Below are 19,546 nucleotides of genomic sequence, written 5' to 3'. Positions count from 1 at the left end.
CTGTCGCGATCAGTTCTTCTGGACGATGCAGTCGCCGCCGGCCGCCCGCAGGCTTTCGCAGAACGAAACGGCCTGGTCGCGGGTCGCCATCGGGCCGACGCGGGCGCGATAGTAGATGCCCTTGGCGCCGAGATCGGCGCGCACGACGTTGGGCTCCTGCGACCCGAACACGCTCGGGAACTTGCGCTGCATCGCCTTGTAGGAGGCGATCGCCGCCTCTTCGGTGCGCTGCGAAGCGACCTGGACGACGAAGCCGCCCGAGGCCGGGGCCGCCGCGCGCGGCGCCGCCGGAGCGGGTTCGGGAGCCGTTGCCGTCTGCTGGGCGCGCGGCCTGGCCGGCGCGGGCGCCGGGGCGGCCGGAGCCGCCAGCTGCGAGGCGTCCTTCTCCGGCGCACCGAGATCGACCGGATCGGCTTCCGCCGTATTCACGGGAGCGGCGGGAGCCGACGCGGCGGGAGCCGACGCAGCGGGCGCATTGGCGGCAGCGGCGGCGCCGTTGCGCGGCTGCGCCTCGCTCGAGATGATCGTGCCGTCCGGCTTCACGACGACGGTCCGGACCTTGCGCGGACCGGCATCGGCATCCGTTGCCGGAGCCGCCGAAGCGGGACCGGCCAGATCGTCGATCGACTGCGGATTGGCATTGTCGCCGGGCGCTCCCGGCAGGATGATCCGCGAAATGCCACGGCTCGCTTCGGATTCGTTGGAAGCGGGCCGCTCGTCGATCGGGCCGTCATCCGGCAGGACGAGCTGCTCGTCGCCGGCGAGTTCGGGGCTGGCGCGATCGTAGATCAGCTTGTTCTGGGCGACTTCCGTATCGGTCGGCTGGACCGTCGGCTGCACCTTGGTCGGGCCTTCGTCGGCGGCGATCACACGCGGCGCGCCGGTGTTCGCGCTGCCGCCGCCACCCTTGAGCGCCAGCGCGCCGAGGCCACCGGCCAGCACCACGGCGAGCCCGGCGGCGGCAAGGATCAGGCCCTTGCGCGAGCGGCGCGGCTCCTCATAGTCCCGGTCGCGGCCATAGGGCTGCGCGTCGTCATAGCCGTCGTCGTAGCCGGCATTGGGATCGTCGGCATAATCGGTGTCGTAGCCGGTCGAATGATCGTCGGCGCCGTTTTCCTGGCCCGGATGATATCCGGCATAGGCGGGCTGTCCCCGCTCGCGGCCATAGTCGGCGGCGGAATAGGCCGTGCCGGCATAGGGATCTTCCTCGACCGGCGGCTGGGCGTAGGTCTCCTGCTGGTAGCGCGGCTCAGCCTGATAACGCGGCTCGGGCTGGCGCGGCGGCTGAACGGCCTGCCACTGCGGCGGCGCAGCCGGAGCACCCGGCCGCAGCGCCAGATGATCAAAGCCCGGATCGCGCGGGGGCACCGCGCGGGGCGGCTGCGGCTCGACCTGGGCCGGCCGACCGGAGGCGGAACGAACCGAAGGATCGAACGAGGACTGAAGATCGTTCATCAGCTCGGATTCGAGGTCGAACGACGTATCGCGCACATTCGCCGACTGCGCCGGCCGCACCGTGGGCGCGGCGGCGGGGGAACGGCTGCCGACGATGTCGTCGAAGCTTGATTTTCCGGAAACGATCCGCGCCAGTTCGACCAGCGGATCGTCTTCCACCGGAGACGGCTCATTGCGCCGCCCCGTGTTCCCGTCGCCCGGCTGAGGCCGCCGCGAGAACGAATTATCGTAGCGATCTGCCATCGCGCTCCACTTTCCGTCTTAGCCGGTGTCGTTCGTCTGCCGGACGCAAAGCTCCGACAGAGACATCACCGCATCTCTTCGGGCGCGTTAACCCCTAGCACCAGCAAACCGGATGACAGCACCAGCTTTGTGGCATGAACAAGGGCAAGTCGGGCCGCGGTCAACTGTGGTTGTTCAAGGTTAATAAAACGTAATTGCGGCAGGTCCTTGCCCCGGTTCCACTGTTGATGGAACTCTGCTGCGAGATCGTAGAGGTAGAAGGCGATCCGGTGCGGCTCGTGCGCTTCGGCGGCCGATTCGATGATTCGCGGGAACTCGGCGAGGCGGCGCTGCAGGCCGATTTCGCCCGCATCGTCCAGAAGCGACAGGTCGGCGCCTGCCAGAGCCGACGCGGAAAGGTCGAGCGCCGGCAGCTCTTGCGCCGCGTTGCGCAGGATCGATGCGGCGCGGGCATGGCCGTACTGGACGTAGAAGACGGGATTGTCCTTGGACTGCTCCGTCACCTTCTGGAAATCGAAATCGAGCGGCGCGTCGCTCTTGCGATAGAGCATCATGAAGCGCACGGCGTCGCGGCCGACTTCCTCGACGACGTCGCGCAGCGTGACGAAGTCGCCCGAGCGCTTCGACATGCGGACCGGCTCGCCGGCGCGGAACAGCTTCACCAGCTGGCAGAGCAGCACGTCAACCGAGGCGGTGCCGCCGGAGATGGCGCGGCCGACCGCCTGCAGGCGCTTGACGTAACCGCCATGGTCTGCGCCCAGCACATAGATCATCTGCCGGAAGCCGCGGTCGAACTTGTCCTTGAAGTAGGCCACGTCGCCGGCGAAGTAGGTGTAGCTGCCGTCCGACTTCATCAGCGGACGGTCGATGTCGTCGCCGACATCGGTGGCGCGGAACAGGAGCTGCTCGCGATCCTCCCAGTCCTCGGGCAACTGGCCCTTCGGCGGCGGCAGCGTGCCGCGATAGACGAAGCCCTTCGTCTCCATGTCGGCGATCGTCTCGGCGATCTTGCCGCCGTTTGAGCCGCTCAGCGTGCGCTCGGAGAAGAAAACGTCATGATGGACGTTCAGAAGCGCGAGATCGTCGCGGATCATGATCATCATGGCGCTGATCGCCGCGTCGCGGACGATCGGCAGCCATTCCGCGTCGGCCATGTCCAGCAGCTTGCGGCCGTGGACGTCCGCCAGCGCCGCGCCGACCGGCTTCAGGTAGTCGCCGGGATAGAGCCCGTCGGGGATCGAGCCGATATCCTCGCCGAGCGCCTCGCGATAACGCAGGAACGCCGAGCGGGCGAGCACGTCGACCTGGCCGCCGGCGTCGTTGATGTAATATTCCTTGGTGACGTCGAAGCCGCCCCAATCGAGCAGGTTGGCCAGCGCGTCGCCCACCACGGCGCCACGGCAATGGCCGACATGCATCGGGCCGGTCGGGTTGGCGGAAACGTATTCGACATTCACCTTGAGATCGGCGCCGATCCGGCTGCGGCCATAGTCCGGACCGGCCTGGATCAGGCTCTTCAGCGCATGGGCGCGATAGGGTGCGGCCAGCGTCAAATTGATGAAGCCGGGTCCCGCGACCTCGACGGAAGCGACGTCCTCGTCGTCGCGCAGACGGCCGGCGATCGCCTCGGCGAGATCACGCGGCTTCAGGCCGAGCGGCTTCGCCAGCACCATGGCGGCGTTGGTCGCGAGATCGCCATGGGCTGCGTCGCGCGGCGGCTCCACGACGATACGGGAGAGATCGACGGGCGCGCTGTCGCGCGCCGCCAGGATGATCTCGACGGCCGAGGTGACGCGTGCGGTGAAGTCGCGGAAAATGTTCATAGCGGGATCGAGCCCTTCGGGCGGATAGGAAATTGTGCTGCGCGCCTAACCCAAATCGGGCGAAGCGTCAAACAGGCGCTGATGCTCGCGCAGTGCATAGCGGTCCGTCATGCCGGCCAGGAAATCGGCGATCCGGCGGGCGCGGCGGTTGGAATCGGTCAAGTCGAGGTCCCGGCGCCATTCGTCCGGCAACGCGGCCGGATCGCTCCAGTAGCGCTCGAAGAGGCGCTCGACCACGCCCTCCGCCGCCGTCATGACCTGCATGACGCGCGGATGGCGATAGACGTTGTGCCAGAGATGCGTCTTGATCGCCCGGTCGGCCTTCGACAATTCGTCGGAGAAGGCAAGCATCGGCCGCCCGGCATGACGGAGCGCGTCGGCCGAGGAAGGCTTCGCCTCGCCAAGGCGCTTGAGAGCCTCGGCGATCACGTCCTCGATCATCCGGGTGATGACGCGCCGAACCACCTCGTTGACGAGGCGCGGCTTCTCCAGTCCCGGATGACGGGCGTCGATCTCGCCGATGATGTCGCGCAGGAACTCGACCTCGCGCAGGCCGTCCACCTTGAGGAGACCCGCCCTCAGGCCGTCATCGATGTCGTGCGCGTCATAGGCGATGTCGTCGGCGATCGCGGCCGCCTGCGCCTCGGCCGAGGCGTAGGTCGCGAGCTGCAGGTCTTGCTCCTCCGCATAGGCGAGGATGGCAGCCGGGAGCGTCTTGCCGGCATAGGATCCGACGCCCCTACCCGCCGCGTCGACCAGCGGCCCATTATGCTTGACCAACCCCTCCAGCGCTTCCCAGGAGAGATTGAGCCCGTCGAATTGCGGATAGCGCCGCTCGAGCTTGGTGACGACCCGAAGGCTCTGCGCGTTGTGATCGAAGCCGCCATGGCCCTGCATCAGCCGGTCGAGCGCCCGCTCGCCGGCATGGCCGAACGGCGTGTGGCCGAGGTCATGCGACAGCGCGATCGCCTCGGCGAGATCCTCGTCGAGGCGGAGCGCGCGGGCCAGCGCCCGGGCGATCTGCGCCACCTCGATCGTGTGGGTCAGGCGGGTCCGATAATGATCGCCCTCGTCGAACAGGAAGACCTGCGTCTTGTCCTTCAGGCGGCGGAAGGCGGTCGAATGGATGATGCGGTCGCGATCACGCTGATATGGCGTGCGAGTCGGGCTCTCGGGCTCGGGATAGAGCCGCCCGCGACTCGCCGCCGGATCGACGGCGAAGGCGGCGTGAGGACCAATGCCGAAGCCGATCTGGCCTTCCATCTGTGCTACTCTCTTCCCGTCCGCTGCATCGCAGCGATTGACACCGCCAAACGCATTCCTAACTATCGGGTGCGGGCACCGGCAAGGTAGCCCTAATTTCGGAAGCTGCCATGACCACTGAAACGCTCGACGTCACCCTGTCCGACCGCGCCGTGAAGCGGATCGCCCGGATCCTATCGAAGGAACCGAGCGGCACGGCTCTGCGCGTCAGCGTCTCCGGCGGCGGCTGCTCGGGCTTCCAGTACGGCTTCGATCTCGACACCAACCGCTCCGACGACGACCTCGTCATCGAGCGGGGCGGCGCGCTCGTGCTGATCGACCAGATCTCCCTGCCCTATATGGACGGGTCCGAGATCGACTTCGTCGACGACCTGATTGGCCAGTCCTTCCAGATCAGGAACCCCCACGCCACCGCCTCCTGCGGCTGCGGCACTAGCTTCGCGCTCTAGGGCGCTGCGGGCCGCTCCAGCCAGGGATTGAGCAGCGGGACGCCCGTCCCCTCGAAATCGTTGGTATTGCGCGTCACCACGGTCATCCCGTGGACCAGGGCTGTTGCCGCAATGTACGCGTCGCGGTCATTCCGACGATCCGGCACATGTAGCGGGGCACATCGCAGCGCGACGCTGACGTCGATCGGCAGGATTCGACCCTCGAAGAGCGGCAAGACCTGACGTTCGATCCACGACGTCAGGATGGCGCCCTGCTTGGCGTCCCGTCGCTCGATTCGGCGCGCGCCGATCTCAAGCTCCAGAATCGTGACCGCTGAAAGAAACAGCGCCATTGGGTCCTGGCCGGCGATCCAGGCCTGCACGTTCGGATTCGATCGTTCCGGACGCCGCAAATCCGAAATGACGTTGGTATCCAGGACGAACATCATTCCAGATCGGCGGGCTTGAGCCAGCTGCCGCCCATCTTGGGCGGATCGAACTCGAAGTCGCTTTCCTCTTCCGTCTGAGCCAGCGCCTCCAGCAGGCTCCGGCCGGTGCCGGTGATCCGGCGATATTCCTCGATCGAGAGCAGCACATGCGCCGGCCGCCCGCGATCCGTGATGATCACGGGTCCCTCGTTCGCGGCCTTCTTGGCGCGACTGGTATCCTGATTGAACTCGCGACTGGTCAGGGTGGTGATGGTCATGGCGACGCCCCCTGTAGCTATGTTTATACAAGCACCAATATAGGACCCGCCGCGACCAACGCCAACCGTGCTGCCCCCTACTGGAACGCCGTCTCCGTGAAGCTCCGGAGCTTGCGGGAATGCAGGCGCTCGGGCGCCATCTCGCGCAACATCTCCATGGCGCGGATGCCGATCTCGAGGTGCTGGCCGACCTGGCGGCGGTAGAAGTCGGACGCCATGCCCGGCAGCTTCAGTTCGCCATGCAGCGGTTTGTCGGAGACGCAGAGCAGCGTCCCGTAGGGCACGCGGAAGCGGAAGCCGTTGGCGGCGATCGTCGCCGATTCCATGTCGAGCGCGATGGCGCGCGACTGCGAAAAGCGCTGCACCGGCTCGCGGTGGTCGCGCAGTTCCCAGTTGCGGTTGTCGATCGTCGCCACGGTGCCGGTCCGCATGATGCGCTTGAGGTCATAGCCCTCCAGCCCGGTGACGGCCTCGACGGCATCCTCCAGCGCCACCTGCACCTCGGCGAGCGGCGGGATCGGGATCCAGCTCGGCAGGTCGGCGTCGAGCACGTGGTCCTCGCGGACATAGCCATGCGCCAGCACGTAGTCGCCCAGCGCCTGCGTGTTGCGGAGGCCGGCGCAGTGACCGAGCATCAGCCAGGCATGCGGGCGGAGCACCGCCACATGGTCGGTGATCGTCTTGGCGTTGGACGGGCCGACGCCGATATTGACCATCGTCAGCCCGGCATTGCCGGCGAACTTCAGGTGATAGGCGGGCATCTGTGGCAGGCGCGGCGGCGCGGCGCCGGAAACGGGCTGCGTTGCCCCGGCCGGCGTGATGACGTTGCCGGGCTCGACGAAGGCCTCGTAGCCACCACCGCCTTCCGCCATCAGCTTGCGGGCGCGGACGCAGAATTCGTCGATGTAGAACTGGTAGTTCGTGAACAGCACGAAATTCTGGAAATGCTCGGCGTTCGTTGCCGTGTAGTGCGCGAGCCGGAACAGCGAATAGTCGATACGCGGCGCGGTGAACGGCGCCAGCGGCAGCGGCATGCCCGGCAGCGGCTCGAACGTGCCGTTGACGATGGCGTCGTCGGTCACGGCAAGGTCCGGCACGTCGAACATGTCGCGCAGCGGACGCTCGATCCGCTCGGCCAGCTGGCCCTCGACATGCACGCCGTTCGGGAAGGCGAAATGCAGCGGGATCGGCAGGTTCGACGGGCCGACCGTCACCGGCAGGCCGTGATTGCGGACGAGCAGCTTGATCTGTTCCTTCAGATAGTTCCGGAACAGGCTCGGCTGCGTGACGGTGGTGGCGTAGGTGCCGGGGCCCGAGACATGGCCATAAGACAGGCGCGAATCGATCTTCGCGTAGCTCGTCGTGGTGAAGCGGATCTCGGGATAGGTGGCGCGGACGCGGCCAACGGGCGGATGCCCCTTCAGGAGCGCGTCGAAGCGGTCACGGAGATGCGCGGTATGGAGATCGTAAATCTCCTCCAGGCGCGCGATCGCGCGATCCGGATCGGTGAACGCCTCGCTGGCGATGGGCTTCGGGACGTCGAATATAACTTCATCGATCGGCATGGCACCCCACTTTCGGGCGCGACTGTCGACCAGCCGGCGCATGGGGTCAAGCCATGCGCCGGCGGAACGGATGCGGCGATCCGCGCCGCGAACCGCGATCAGACGAGCTTCGCGTCGAGCTCGATCGGCACAGCCTTCAGCGCCTTCGAAACCGGGCAGCCTTCCTTGGTCGCGGCAGCGATCTTGTCGAAGGCCTCCTTGTCGATGCCGGGCACCTTGGCCTCGGTGGTGAGATCGATCTTGGTGATCTCGAAACCGCCCGTGACAGGCTCGACCTTCACTTTTGCCGAAGTCGCAATCGACTCGACCGTGAAGCCGGCGCCCGACAGGCCGGCCGACAGCGCCATCGAGAAGCAGGCGGCATGCGCGGCGGCGATCAGCTCCTCCGGGTTCGTGCCCTTGCCTTCCTCGAAGCGCGACGAAAAATTGTACTGGCCTTCCCAGGCGCCGCTGCCGAGGTGAACGGTTCCCTTGCCGCTCTTGAGATCACCCTGCCACTTCGCGTCCGATGTCCTGACCGGCATTCGAGCCTCCTTCTGCGGTTGCAATTCCGGCTCCTGCCGGCGCCCTTAGAGTTAGGCCGTCGCATCGCGGGATCCAAGGGGCCCAAAGTATAGGTGCCAGCCGTCTTGAAGGCGGTATAGGAGATGTGCAAGACGCGCCGGCGTCCCGGCTTGGAGCTGGCAACGTCACGCGGATCGGCTAGTGTGCTCGGCATGAAGATCGCGACCTGGAACATCAACGGCGTCAAAGCCCGCATCGACACCGCCCTCGCCTGGCTCAAGGAAGCCTCGCCCGATATCGCCTGCCTGCAGGAGATCAAATCGGTCGACGAAGGCTTTCCCACATCGGCCTTCGAGGACCTCGGCTACAACGTGGCGACGCATGGCCAGAAGGGCTTCAACGGCGTGGCGCTGCTGTCGAAGCTCCCCTTCGACGAAGTCAATCGCGGCCTGCCCGGCGACGACAACGACGCGCATGCGCGCTTCATCGAGGGCGTCTTCTCGGTCCCGAGCGGCGCGCTCCGGGTGGTGTCGCTCTACCTGCCGAACGGCAATCCGATCGGCACCGAGAAATTCACCTACAAGCTCGCCTGGATGGAGCGGCTGCGCGACTGGGCGACCGAGCGGCTGACCTATGAGGAGCCGCTGGTTCTCGCCGGCGACTACAACGTCATCGCCGAGCCCAAGGACGCCAAGGATCCGTCGCTCTGGGTGAACGACGCCCTGTACCAGCCGGAAACGCGCAAGGCCTTCCGGGCGATCGAGACCCTCGGCCTCACCGACGCGGTGCGGGCGACGAGCGACGAAGGCGGCCTGTACACGTTCTGGGACTATCAGGCCGGCGCCTTCCAGAAGAACAACGGCATCCGCATCGACCATCTGCTGCTGTCGCCGCAGGCGGCCGATCGGCTCGTCTCGGTCGGGATCGACAAGCATGTCCGGGCCTGGGACAAGCCGTCGGATCACGTGCCGGTTCATGTGGAGCTTTCAATTTGAGCCAGGTTATGAGCGCGGCGCCGATCACGGGCGGATGCCTGTGCGGCCGGATTCACTACACGATCGACCGGCCGCCCCGGATCGTCTGCCATTGCCATTGCCGGCTCTGCCAGCTGGCGAGCGGCGCGCTGTTCCTGACCTGGGCTACCTTCGACGCCAGCGCCTTCAGCCTGACCGCCGGCACCCCGGCGATCCACGAATCCTCGGCGACCGGCCGGCGTCATTTCTGCGCCGATTGCGGCACGCCGCTGATGATGACGACCACCGACGATCCCCTGAAGATCGACGTCACCCTCGCCTCGCTGGACGAGCCCGACCGCTTCACCGCCCAGCACAACATCTGGGTCGGCAGCCGCCGCGTCGCCAGCAAGGGCTTCGACACCACGCTGCCGTCGCATCTGGACGAGCCGACCGGCTGAAGGAACGCGATGGCGAAGCTGACGGGCGATCGGCTGCAGGCATTTGAACGTCAGGCCGCCGCATGCCGGTCGCTCGGCTCTCCGTTCACGGCGGATGTCTGCGAAATCCTCGCCGAACGTCTGGACGAGACGAGCCGCTTCGGACGGCGCATTCTCGACTGGCCGGGCAACCCGGTCGCCGATGCGTTGGCGCTGCGGGCGGCGGCGGGCTTCCATGCCCTGAAGCGAGCCGGAAGATCCGACGCGCTCCTCGCCGCCTATCCTCCCGCACCGACCGATCGCGACGCCCTGGCGGACGCCCTTGCGTCAGCCATTACCGAGAACGACGACTTCCTGCATGACTGGCTCGACAGCCCGCCGCAGACCAACGAGGTTGCCCGATCCTCGGTACTGCTCGGCGGCGCGCTGATCCTCGGCCAGGAAATCGGCCTGCCGCTCGCCTGGTACGAGATCGGCGCCAGCATGGGCCTCAATCTCGGCTTCGACCGCTATCGCTACGCGCTCGGCGCCCTCGACTGGGGCACGACCGACTCGACGGTACAGATCCGTTCGGAATGGCGCGGCGCGACACCGGACACAGGCGCGCCGCTGCGCATCGCCGATCGAGCCGGCTGCGACGTCAGCCCGCTCGATCCCGGCTCGAAAGCCGATCGCGAAAGGCTGCTGGCCTATATCTGGGCGGACCAGGCGGAGCGGCTCGCCCGCGCCGGCGCCGCGCTGGATGTCGCGGCATCCGCCCCCTGGCGGGTCGAGAAAGCGGATGCCGTCGCATGGGTCGCGCGGCGCTTCGCCCCGCCATCGCCCGCTGGCGTGGCGCGCGTCCTCGTCCACACGATCATGTGGCAGTATCTGCCCGAGGCCACGCAGAGCGCTGTTACCGCCACCCTGCAGGCCGCCGGACGGTCGGCGACAGCGGAGGCCCCGGTGGCCTGGCTGCGCATGGAGGCGGACAGCCAGCCCGGGACGGCAAGCGTGCGCCTGACCATTTGGCCGGATGGCAGCGAGCGCGAGATCGGCCGCGCCGATTTTCATGGCCGGTTCGTCGACTGGCTCGCGCGCTAGCCGGCCTTCGCCGCGCGACATACGATTCCTGTCAGGAGCACCAAGCCAACTGACATAACGCTGTCAGTTGGCTATGCTTATATTGGCAGCATCGAAGATGTCGGCGAGGATCCCGCCATGAACAGCAACGTGCTCGAAATCAGCTCCTATTCGCTCGTGCCGGGCATCGACGAGCGCCAGTTCGTGCGCGCCGCCGATGACGCCATGGGCATCCTGCGCCGCCAGCGCGGCTTTCTCGCGCGCAGCATCGCCAAGGCCGAGGATGGCAGTTGGACGGAGATCGTCCACTGGCTCGACCGCGACTCGGCCCGCGACGCCAGCGCGCGGCTCGCCGCCAATCCCGACGCCGCCGCCTTCTCGGCCCTGATCGACACGCCAACGCTGCAGCGCGGCTACTACCCCGTCGCCTATTCCGGCTGACGCGATGCGGCGCGCCGACCGCCTGTTCGACATCGTGCAGATCCTGCGCGGCGCGCGGCTCAGGACGGCGCAGGAGATTGCCGACAGCCTCGAGGTTTCGGTCCGGACGGTCTATCGCGACATCGACGCGCTGGTCGCAACCGGCGTGCCGATCGAGGGCGAACGCGGGGTGGGCTATGTCCTGCGTGGCACCCTGCTGCTGCCGCCCCTCGCCTTCTCGCAGGCGGAGCTGGAAGGGCTGGCGCTCGGCGCCCGCTTCGTCGAGGCCTGGGCGGATCCCGAACTCGCGGCCGCGGTCCGCGAGGCGCTGGTCAAGATCGACGCGGTGTTGCCGGAAGCGCGGCGCGGCGAGATCTGGCGCGACGCGGTGCAGGTCAAGTCGCCCGCCCTGATCGCCGCCGCCAACGCGCAGCTTCCCCTGTTCCGGCAGGCGATCCGGCAACGACACAAGATGCAGCTGAATTATCGCAGCGCGACCGAGGCGCTGACCGGCCGGGTCATTCGCCCGTTGGCAATCGAGGCCTGGGGCCACGCCTGGACGGCAACGGCCTGGTGCGAGCTGCGCGAGGATTTCCGCATGTTCCGACTCGATCGCATCGTCGATGCGGAGATCCTCGACGAGGTCTTCAAGCCAGAGAAGGGCCGGACGCTGGCCGACTACATGAAGCGGCTGCGGGAAGAAGGGCGCAGGCCCTAGCCGGCATCCGGCGCTACCGCCCAACAAGGCCCTCTCCCGCAAGCGGGCGAGGGTTTGGGCCGACGCGCTTCATCGGCCTCTAACGCGGCGACAAGCGCAGGCGATCTCCCTCTCCCGCTTGCGGGAGAGGGTTGGGGTGAGGGTCTGTCGACCGCTCGCTTCAGCAAATCAGCGCGGGAATTCGATTCCCATCTCGCGGTAGCGCTCGGGATCGTCGCCCCAGTTCTCGCGAACCTTGACGAACAGGAACAGGTGCACCGGCCGCTCGGCCATCTCCTGGATCTCGGTGCGCGCCGCCATCGAGATCGCCTTGATCGTCTCGCCGCGATGGCCGATCACGATCTTCTTCTGCCCGTCGCGCTCGACATAGATCGTCTGCTCGATCCGGGTCGAACCGTCCGGCAGATCCTTCCAGAGCTCGGTCTCGACCGTCGACTGGTAGGGCAGCTCGTCATGCAGGCGCAGGAACATCTTCTCGCGCGTGATCTCGGCGGCGAGCTGCCGGATCGGCAGGTCCGAGATCTGGTCTTCCGGATAGAGCCACGGCCCTTCCGGCACGCGCTGCGCCAGATAGGCCATCAGATCCTTGCAGCCGTGGCCCTTGAGGGCCGAGATCATGAAGGTCTGCTCGAACTTCACGGTCTGGTTGGCCTTCGCCGCCATCTCCAGCAGCGCGGTGTGCGGCACGGTGTCGATCTTGTTGATGACGAGGATCTTCGGCTGTCCGACCGCCGCCACCTTGTCGAGGATCTGCGCCGTCTCGCTCTTCTGGTAGCGCTCGGCGTCGATCAGCACGCAGACGAGGTCCGCGTCCTTGGCGCCGCCCCAGGCGGTGTCCACCATGGCGCGGTCGAGGCGACGCTTCGGCTGGAAGATGCCGGGCGTATCGACGAAGATGATCTGCGACGCGCCTTCGAGCGCGATGCCGCGCATGATGGCGCGCGTCGTCTGCACCTTGTGGGTGACGATCGAGATCTTCGTGCCCACCAGCTGGTTGAGGAGCGTCGACTTGCCGGCGTTCGGCGCGCCGATCAGCGCGACGAAGCCGCAGCGCGTCGGGGTCTCCGCGGGATTCACCAGATCAGACGACATTGGCTTCTTCTCTCCATACGCCCTGGGCGCGCAGCACGGCAGTCGCCGCCTTCTGCTCCGCCTCGCGCCGCGAACGGCCCGAACCGAGGACGACAGGCATGCCCTCGATCTTTACTTCCACTTTGAAATGCGGCGCGTGGTCAGGCCCGCTCCGCTCGGCGATTTCATATTTTGGGGCCGGCAGACCGCGCCCCTGGACCCATTCCTGCAGCGTCGTCTTCGCGTCGCGCAGCGGGCCCGTCCAGTTCAGCATTCGCTTGCGCCAATGCCGGTCAATGAAGGCGCGCGCCGCCGGAAAGCCGCCATCGACGAAGATGGCGCCAATGACGGCCTCGCAGACGTCACCCAGGATGGCGGCCTTGCGCCGGCCGCCGGACTGCACTTCGCCGCCGCCGAGCCGGATCCAGCTGCCGAGGTCGATGTCGAGCGCCACTTCGGCGCAGCTCTCGTTGCGTACCAAGCCGGTCAGCCGGCGGGCGAGCTCGCCCTCGTCGGCGGCCGGAAATGCCTCGAGCAGCATATCCGCGATGACGAGCGCAAGCACGCGGTCGCCCAGGAACTCCAGCCGCTGATAGCTCTCGCCCGGCGTCAGGTGGCTCTCCGCCACGGCGCTCGCATGTGTCAGAGCCCGAACCAGATGACCGCGGCTCGAAAACCGATGACCAATCCTTTCCTCGAGACGCTGCAGCGGTTCTTCGGATGCCAAGCTCAGATCACCTTGAAAAGTCGGTCAAAACGAACGGTCCACGGCCACTTCCAGAACTGCCAGGCCTGGGCGCCCTCCTCGACGGAGAAGAAGACCATGCCGGCGCGGCCGACGAAATTCTCGAAAGGAACGTAGCCCACAGCCCCCAGAACGCGGCTGTCGGTGGAATTGTCGCGATTGTCGCCCATCATAAAATAGTGATCGGGCGGGACTTCATAGACGGGGGTGTCGTCGGAAAAGCTGCGCGGATCGAGGTCGAGCACCGTATAGCTGACGCCGTTCGGCAGCGTTTCCTTGTAGCGCGGGACGTGGGTCTGGGTGCCGAACTCGTCGGTGGTGACGTAGTCGTCGATCTTTTCCTTCGGCACCGCCGTGCCGTTCAGATACAGCACGCCGCCGATCATCTGCACCTTGTCGCCCGGCAGGCCGATCACGCGCTTGATGTAATCGACCGAGGGGTCGCGCGGCAGCTTGAAGACGGCGACGTCGCCGCGCTCCGGCGGCGTGGCCCAGATCCGGCCCGAGAACAGGTCCGGCGCGAAGGGGATCGAATATTTGCTATAGCCGTAAGCGTATTTCGAAACGAACAGATAGTCGCCGACAAGCAATGTCGACTTCATCGATCCCGACGGAATATTGAACGGCTGGAACAGGAAGGTCCGGACGATCAGCGCCAGGATGAGCGCATTGACGACGATCTTGACGGTCTCGCCCATGCCCCCGCGCTCGGCCTTGTATTTGTCGCCCGCCACGCTCATGCGTCCTTCCGATCCGTCTTTCGTGCAGCCCACCGTATGGCAGAAGCAGGTTCATACCGAGTCGCCGACGCCGGCGCAACGCATGGCCCGACATCGCCCAGAAATAGCGTTCGCGGCGGGAAAAACGCCCGCCGGCCGAGTGGAGGAGCCGATGCCCGAACCGCCTGTCAGGCCGGGTCCGGCAGCGCCTCGATGATCACGAAGGCCTGCGCCAGCGGATAGTCGTCGGTGATGGTCAGATGGATCGCGGCATGATGGTTGGGCGGCATCATCCGGGCCAGTTGCGCCGCCGCGCCGCCCGTCAGCGCCATGGTCGGCTTGCCGCTCGGCAGGTTGACGACGCCCATGTCGCGCCAGAAGACGCCATGATTGAGGCCGGTGCCGAGCGCCTTCGAGCAGGCTTCCTTGGCCGCGAAGCGCTTGGCGTAGGACGCCGCCCGCTCGGCGCGTTTGTCCGACTTCTTCTGCTCAATCTCGGTGAAGACGCGCTCGGTGAAACGCGTGCCGAAACGTTCGAGCGTCTTCTCGACGCGACGGATGTCGATCAAATCGCTGCCGAGCCCGATGATCATGACAGCGCATCGGCCTGGGCGCGGGCCTCGTCCATGAGACGGCGCATTGTGCGGATTGACTGTTCGAGACCGACGAAGATCGCCTCGCCGATGAGGAAATGGCCGATATTGAGTTCGCGAATGACCGGAATGGCGGCAATCGGCTGCACCGTATCGAAGGCGAGGCCATGGCCGGCATGGATCTCGAGCCCGAGGCTGGCGCCATAGCGGGCGGCGTCCTCGATGCGGGCCCGCTCGCGCTCGAAAGCCTCCGGCCCGTCCTCGATCGCCTCGCAATAGGTTCCCGTATGCAGCTCGACCACCGGCGCGCCAAGCGCCACGGCGGCGTCAATCTGCCGGCGATCGGCGGCGATGAACAGCGAGACGCGAATGTCAGCGCTTCCGAGTTCGCGCACGAGGGGCAGCAGATGGGCGAGCTGGCCGGCGGCGTCCAGGCCACCTTCCGTCGTCCGCTCCTCGCGCCGTTCCGGCACGATGCAGGCGGCGTGCGGCCGGTGCCGGAGCGCGATGTCCACCATCTCGCGCGTTGCCGCCATCTCGAAATTGAGCGGCAGGGCGATCTCGGCGCGCAGGCGCTCGATATCGCTGTCGATGATGTGGCGCCGGTCCTCGCGGAGATGCGCCGTGATGCCGTCGGCGCCGGCGGCTGCCGCCAGCTGCGCCGCCCGGACCGGGTCCGGATGCACGCCGCCGCGCGCGTTGCGGACCGTCGCGACGTGATCGACGTTGACGCCGAGGCGGAGTTCGTTGCGGACAGTCACGACGCGATCCCTTTCAATCAATGCCGGCGATGGCCGTGCAAGGCGCTCCGCCGCACGGCGAATCTCTGCCGACGCGACGACTGGAAACTCTTCGCCGCCATATAGACGAGAACATAGGAGATCGCACCCAGAACGAGTGCGATCGGGATGGCGCCAATCAGCATTGGCTCGATGATCGGCCAAATCTCGCGCCAGGAATCGGTCAGCAGCTTGTGCGCCAGATGGTCGAAGTCGATCGGGTCCGGACGCTGGCCGAACCAGCCGAGGATCAGGCTGCCGGTCTCGAAGGTGCCGAGCCAGATGAACGGGAAGGTCAGCGGGTTGCCGAGCGAGGTGCCGAGCACGGCCGCGAGAACGTTCCCCCGGACGAGGAAGGCGACGGCGAGACAGAGCAGGTAGTGAAAGCCGAGGAACGGCGTGATCGCCAGCGCGACGCCGACCGCGAAACCCGCCGCGATCGAATGCGGCGTGTCTGACAGCCGCATCAGCCGCTTGCGGTAGTAGAGCGACGTTCGCGCCCACCCTCCCCTCGGCCACACAAACTGGGCCAGCTTCTGGTGTGGCTTCAGGGGACGGCGACGACGAAACAGCATGGAATGCAGCGATCGTGCTCTGCGCGACGGCCTCAGGCGAGGCTGCGGCTTCCCGGCTTTACCGGCGGGATGGCGGCGAGTTCCGGCGGCAACTGGTCCACCGGGTAGGCAGGCACCTTGTAGCGGGTCAGCGCTACCAAGGGAACACCGACTTCCGCCTCGCCGTCGGAGCGATCGATGAGGCAGGCGGCGGCGACGACATTGCCGCCGATGGCCCGGATCGCGCTGATGGTTTCGCGGATCGAGAGGCCGGTGCTGACGATGTCCTCGACGACGATGATGCGGGCATTCTCCGGCAGCTCGAAGCGGCGCAGGCGGAATTCGCCCTGCTCGCGCTCGACCCACATCGCCGGGACGCCGAGATGGCGGGCCGTCTCGTAACCCGGGATCAGGCCGCCGAGCGCCGGCGACACGATGAGGTCAAACTCGACGCCGGATTCGCGGATCTTCTCGGCAAGCGCCTTGCACAGCCGCTCCGTCCGGTCCGGATACATGAAGACGCGGGCCTTTTGCAGGAAGATCGGGCTGCGCAACCCAGAGCTCAGGATGAAATGGCCCTCGAGCAGAGCGCCGGACGCGCGGAACACATCGAGGATTTCAGCTTGATTCATTCGGTATCCAGTCCAGATCTTGCCGTCGCGGCCGTCAGGCGTTGACGCGGTTGGCGGCGCTCACGACGTGACGTTCGCGGAGATCGCTCAAAAGGCGGTTGAGATGCTTCAGGTCCCAGACTTCCAGATCGATTGCCAGCTCCGAGAAATCGGGGGCGCTCTTGACGATCCGAAGGTTGGAGATGTTGCCGTCATTGTCGGCGATGATCTGGGCGATCTGCGCCAGCGTGCCGGGCTCGTTGATCGCCGTCACCTCGATGCGGGCGGGGAAACGCTCGCGGTTGGCGGCGTCGATGTCCCAGCGGACATCCAGCCAGCGATCAGGCTCGTCATCAAAATCCTTCAGCGCGGGCGACTGGATCGGATAGATCGTGATCCCCTCGCCCGGCGTCATGATACCGACGATGCGGTCGCCAGGCACGGCGCCGGCTTCCGGCGCGAAGCGGACCGGCATGTCGCCATGCAGGCCGCGGATCGGGATCGCCGGCAGCTCCGACGGCGTCTCGCCATTGGGCACGCGGAACATCATGCCCGAGCCCTTCTTCAGCCCGAACCAGCCCGGCTCGCCGCCGGTGCCGTTGCCGCCCTTCGGCACGGCCGCGCGCTCTTCCTTGTGGTCGGGATAGACCGCCTTCAGCACGTTGACGGACTGGATCTCGCCGCGACCGACGGAGGCCAGCATGTCCTCAATGTTCTGCTGCGCCAGGCGCGGCAGCGCCGCCTTGAGGCGGTCCTCGGAGAAATCGCGGCCGGCGCGCTCGAACGCGCGTTCGACGATCTTGCGGCCGAGGCCGGCATATTGCTTGCGGATCGCGGTACGGGCAGCGCGCCGGATCGAGGCGCGTGCCTTGCCGGTGATGGCGATCGATTCCCAGGCGGGCGGCGGCACCTGCGCCTTGGAGCAGATGATCTCGACCTCGTCGCCATTATGCAGCTCGGTCGTCAGCGGCATCATCCGGCCGTTGATCTTGCAGCCGACGCAGGTGTCGCCGATGTCGGTATGCACCGCATAAGCGAAGTCGATCGGCGTGGCGCCGCGCGGCAGCGCGATCAGCCGGCCCTTCGGAGTGAAGCAGAACACCTGGTCGTGGAAGAGCTCGAGCTTGGTGTTCTCGAGGAACTCTTCCGGCGTGTCGCCCTCGGCCAGCATCTCGACGGTGCGGCGCAGCCAGGTATAGGCGCGGCTCTCGTCCGACAGGTTGCCGTTGCCCTTGTCCTTGTAGAGCGCGTGCGCCGCGATGCCGTATTCGGCGACGTCGTTCATCTCGCGGGTGCGGATCTGCAGCTCGACGCGCTGGCGCCCGGGTCCGACCACGGTGGTGTGGATCGACCGGTAGTCGTTCTGCTTCGGCGTCGAGATATAGTCCTTGAAGCGGCCCGGCACCGTCGGCCAGGTCGTGTGCACGATGCCGAGCGCGGCGTAGCACTCGGCCGTCGTCCCGAGGATGACCCGGAAGCCGATGATGTCGGAGAGCTGTTCGAACGAGACCGCCTTCCGCTCCATCTTGCGGAAGATCGAATAGGGTCGCTTGGTCCGGCCGAAGACCTTGGCCTGCATGCCGTATTTTTCGAGCTTTTCGCGCAGATCCTTCTCGATTTCCTCGATCAGGGTCTCGTTGCGGCTGCGGACCTCGGCAAGCCTCGTGGTGACGGCGAGATGCGCTTCGGGATTGACGACCGCGAAGGCGAGCTCCTCGAGCTCCTCGCGCATGTCGTGCATGCCCATGCGGCCGGCGAGTGGCGCATAGATCTCGAGCGTTTCCTCGGCGATCCGGCCGCGCTTCTCCTCCGGCATGAAGTGGAGCGTGCGCATGTTGTGCAGCCGGTCGGCCAGCTTCACCAGCAGAACGCGCACATCCTCGGAGATGGCGAGCAGAAGCTTGCGGAAATTCTCTGCCTGGGCGGCCTTCTTGGTCACCAGGTCGAGGCGCTTGATCTTGGTCAGGCCTTCGACCAGGCGGCCGATGTCCTCGCCGAACATGCCGTCGATCTCGGCGCGCGTCGCGTCCGTATCCTCGATCGTGTCGTGCAGCAGCGCGACGGCGATCGTGGAATCGTCCAGCTTCAGATCGGTGAGAATGCCGGCGACTTCGAGCGGATGCGAGAAGTAGGGATCGCCATTGGCGCGGCGCTGCGAGCCATGCTTCTGCATGGCGTAAACATAGGCCTTGTTCAAAAGCCCCTCGTCGGCTTGCGGATTGTACCGCTGGACCCGTTCGAGGAGTTCATATTGGCGCATCATGGCGCGGCTTCCGCGGGCATACGAATAGGCCGGGCATGACCCGGCCAAAAGGCTATCCGTTCATATAGGATAGCGAACGAGGCTAAACGACAAGCGGTTCAGCCCTGCTGCGGCGCGAAGCCTCAGAAATCGTCCTGCTTGTCCGGCGGAACCATGTTCTCGAGACCGCGCAGCAGGTCCTCTTCCGACATGCGGTCGAAAGCGACGCCGTTGTCCTCGTCGGCCGAATCGTCGGCCAGCAGCTGGAGGTCCTGCTCGGGCTCGTCGACCTCGACATACTTCTGCAGCGAATGGATCAGGTCTTCCTTGAGATCATCCGGGTGGATGGTCTCGTCGGCGATCTCGCGGAGCGCAACGACGGGGTTCTTGTCGTTGTCGCGATCGATGGTCAGCGGCGAGCCGCTGGCGATCATGCGAGCACGATGGCCGGCAAGGAGGACCAGCTCGAAGCGGTTCTCGACCTTGTCGACGCAATCTTCCACGGTGACGCGCGCCATGTCAGGTCTCCTGTTCGGGAAAGTCTGGGGTTCAAGCGCGCATGAATAAGAGCGTGGCCGTTGAATTGCAAGAGTTTATACGGCGCACCCAGCCCGCTACGGCGGGACGCGATGCGGCCCGGCGGGACCGAGGC

The 19,546-nt window shown here is 66.4% G+C and carries 22 protein-coding genes; 6 read left to right on the top strand and 16 right to left on the bottom strand.

Annotation, left to right across the window (positions count from 1 at the left end; genetic code table 11):
- Positions 1-9: 9 nt before the first annotated feature.
- The 3 genes from K32_RS08775 to K32_RS08765 form a co-directional block, all read right to left on the bottom strand.
- A complete protein-coding gene (locus tag K32_RS08775) occupies positions 10-1,614 on the bottom strand; it encodes an SPOR domain-containing protein (RefSeq protein ID WP_201403648.1) in 1,605 nt (534 codons plus the stop codon).
- Between the two features lie 149 nt (positions 1,615-1,763).
- Positions 1,764-3,521, bottom strand: coding sequence for an arginine--tRNA ligase (gene argS / locus K32_RS08770; protein WP_201403647.1), 1,758 nt, complete (start codon positions 3,519-3,521; stop codon positions 1,764-1,766).
- A gap of 45 nt (positions 3,522-3,566) precedes the next feature.
- Complete coding sequence (locus K32_RS08765; protein WP_201403646.1) at positions 3,567-4,784, bottom strand: deoxyguanosinetriphosphate triphosphohydrolase; 1,218 nt, start codon at positions 4,782-4,784, stop codon at positions 3,567-3,569.
- A 110-nt stretch (positions 4,785-4,894) separates the two neighbouring features.
- Here K32_RS08765 and erpA point away from each other — a divergent pair, with 110 nt between their 5' ends.
- On the top strand, positions 4,895-5,233 hold the full coding sequence (erpA, locus tag K32_RS08760) for an iron-sulfur cluster insertion protein ErpA (RefSeq protein WP_201403645.1): 339 nt from the start codon (positions 4,895-4,897) through the stop codon (positions 5,231-5,233).
- On the opposite strand, the gene K32_RS08755 is transcribed toward erpA, so the two are convergent.
- The 4 genes from K32_RS08755 to K32_RS08740 all read right to left on the bottom strand — a co-directional run bounded on the left by K32_RS08755 (position 5,230) and on the right by K32_RS08740 (position 8,007).
- Positions 5,230-5,658 (bottom strand): type II toxin-antitoxin system VapC family toxin, encoded by a 429-nt coding sequence (locus K32_RS08755; RefSeq protein ID WP_201404421.1) that lies wholly within the window; start codon positions 5,656-5,658, stop codon positions 5,230-5,232. The genes erpA and K32_RS08755 overlap by 4 nt on opposite strands.
- Positions 5,658-5,918 carry a type II toxin-antitoxin system Phd/YefM family antitoxin gene (locus K32_RS08750; protein WP_201403644.1) on the bottom strand — a complete coding sequence of 87 codons (261 nt, stop codon included), beginning with the start codon at positions 5,916-5,918 and terminating at the stop codon, positions 5,658-5,660. Before K32_RS08750 ends, K32_RS08755 begins: the two co-directional genes overlap by 1 nt.
- 77 nt (positions 5,919-5,995) lie before the next feature.
- On the bottom strand, positions 5,996-7,483 hold the full coding sequence (locus tag K32_RS08745; protein WP_201403643.1) for an AMP nucleosidase: 1,488 nt from the start codon (positions 7,481-7,483) through the stop codon (positions 5,996-5,998).
- 98 nt (positions 7,484-7,581) lie between these two features.
- A complete protein-coding gene (locus K32_RS08740) occupies positions 7,582-8,007 on the bottom strand; it encodes an OsmC family protein (RefSeq protein WP_201403642.1) in 426 nt (141 codons plus the stop codon).
- 192 nt (positions 8,008-8,199) lie between these two features.
- Between K32_RS08740 and xth the strand changes: the two genes are divergently transcribed.
- The 5 genes from xth (at position 8,200) to K32_RS08715 (ending at position 11,580) form a co-directional block, all read left to right on the top strand.
- On the top strand, positions 8,200-8,982 hold the full coding sequence (xth, locus tag K32_RS08735; RefSeq protein WP_201404420.1) for an exodeoxyribonuclease III: 783 nt from the start codon (positions 8,200-8,202) through the stop codon (positions 8,980-8,982).
- Positions 8,979-9,401, top strand: a complete 423-nt coding sequence (locus K32_RS08730) for a GFA family protein (RefSeq protein ID WP_201403641.1) — start codon at positions 8,979-8,981, stop codon at positions 9,399-9,401. Before xth ends, K32_RS08730 begins: the two co-directional genes overlap by 4 nt.
- Before the next feature lie 9 nt (positions 9,402-9,410).
- Positions 9,411-10,463 carry a DUF2332 domain-containing protein gene (locus K32_RS08725; protein ID WP_201403640.1) on the top strand — a complete coding sequence of 351 codons (1,053 nt, stop codon included), beginning with the start codon at positions 9,411-9,413 and terminating at the stop codon, positions 10,461-10,463.
- A 117-nt stretch (positions 10,464-10,580) separates the two neighbouring features.
- The gene (locus K32_RS08720; protein WP_201403639.1) at positions 10,581-10,883 is read left to right on the top strand and encodes a hypothetical protein; all 303 of its coding nucleotides are present in this window, start codon (positions 10,581-10,583) and stop codon (positions 10,881-10,883) included.
- A gap of 4 nt (positions 10,884-10,887) precedes the next feature.
- Complete coding sequence (locus K32_RS08715) at positions 10,888-11,580, top strand: YafY family protein (protein ID WP_201403638.1); 693 nt, start codon at positions 10,888-10,890, stop codon at positions 11,578-11,580.
- A 168-nt stretch (positions 11,581-11,748) separates the two neighbouring features.
- Here the strand turns inward: K32_RS08715 and era are convergent, their stop codons facing one another.
- From era to rpoZ, 9 genes are all read right to left on the bottom strand, one after another.
- Entirely contained in the window at positions 11,749-12,672 is a 924-nt protein-coding gene (era, locus tag K32_RS08710; RefSeq protein WP_201403637.1) for a GTPase Era, read from the bottom strand.
- Positions 12,662-13,360, bottom strand: coding sequence for a ribonuclease III (rnc, locus tag K32_RS08705; RefSeq protein ID WP_201404419.1), 699 nt, complete (start codon positions 13,358-13,360; stop codon positions 12,662-12,664). The genes era and rnc overlap by 11 nt, the downstream gene beginning before the upstream one ends.
- A gap of 20 nt (positions 13,361-13,380) precedes the next feature.
- A complete protein-coding gene (lepB, locus tag K32_RS08700; RefSeq protein ID WP_201403636.1) occupies positions 13,381-14,136 on the bottom strand; it encodes a signal peptidase I in 756 nt (251 codons plus the stop codon).
- A 167-nt stretch (positions 14,137-14,303) separates the two neighbouring features.
- The gene (acpS, locus tag K32_RS08695; protein WP_201403635.1) at positions 14,304-14,708 is read right to left on the bottom strand and encodes a holo-ACP synthase; all 405 of its coding nucleotides are present in this window, start codon (positions 14,706-14,708) and stop codon (positions 14,304-14,306) included.
- Positions 14,705-15,469, bottom strand: coding sequence for a pyridoxine 5'-phosphate synthase (locus K32_RS08690; protein WP_201403634.1), 765 nt, complete (start codon positions 15,467-15,469; stop codon positions 14,705-14,707). The genes acpS and K32_RS08690 overlap by 4 nt, the downstream gene beginning before the upstream one ends.
- Before the next feature lie 17 nt (positions 15,470-15,486).
- The gene (locus K32_RS08685) at positions 15,487-16,062 is read right to left on the bottom strand and encodes a DUF2062 domain-containing protein (RefSeq protein WP_201403633.1); all 576 of its coding nucleotides are present in this window, start codon (positions 16,060-16,062) and stop codon (positions 15,487-15,489) included.
- 32 nt (positions 16,063-16,094) lie between these two features.
- Positions 16,095-16,673: an orotate phosphoribosyltransferase gene (gene pyrE, locus K32_RS08680; protein ID WP_201403632.1), complete on the bottom strand. Its 579-nt coding sequence runs from the start codon at positions 16,671-16,673 to the stop codon at positions 16,095-16,097.
- Positions 16,674-16,707: 34 nt separating this feature from the next.
- Positions 16,708-18,915, bottom strand: coding sequence for a bifunctional (p)ppGpp synthetase/guanosine-3',5'-bis(diphosphate) 3'-pyrophosphohydrolase (locus K32_RS08675; protein WP_201403631.1), 2,208 nt, complete (start codon positions 18,913-18,915; stop codon positions 16,708-16,710).
- A 122-nt stretch (positions 18,916-19,037) separates the two neighbouring features.
- Positions 19,038-19,412, bottom strand: coding sequence for a DNA-directed RNA polymerase subunit omega (rpoZ, locus tag K32_RS08670; RefSeq protein WP_201403630.1), 375 nt, complete (start codon positions 19,410-19,412; stop codon positions 19,038-19,040).
- Positions 19,413-19,546: the final 134 nt, after the last annotated feature.

It is taken from the genome of Kaistia sp. 32K (assembly GCF_016629525.1).
Lineage (GTDB): Bacteria > Pseudomonadota > Alphaproteobacteria > Rhizobiales > Kaistiaceae > Kaistia.
The sequence above is the reverse complement of the archived record's forward strand: the minus strand, read 5'-3'. Positions and strand labels throughout refer to the sequence as shown.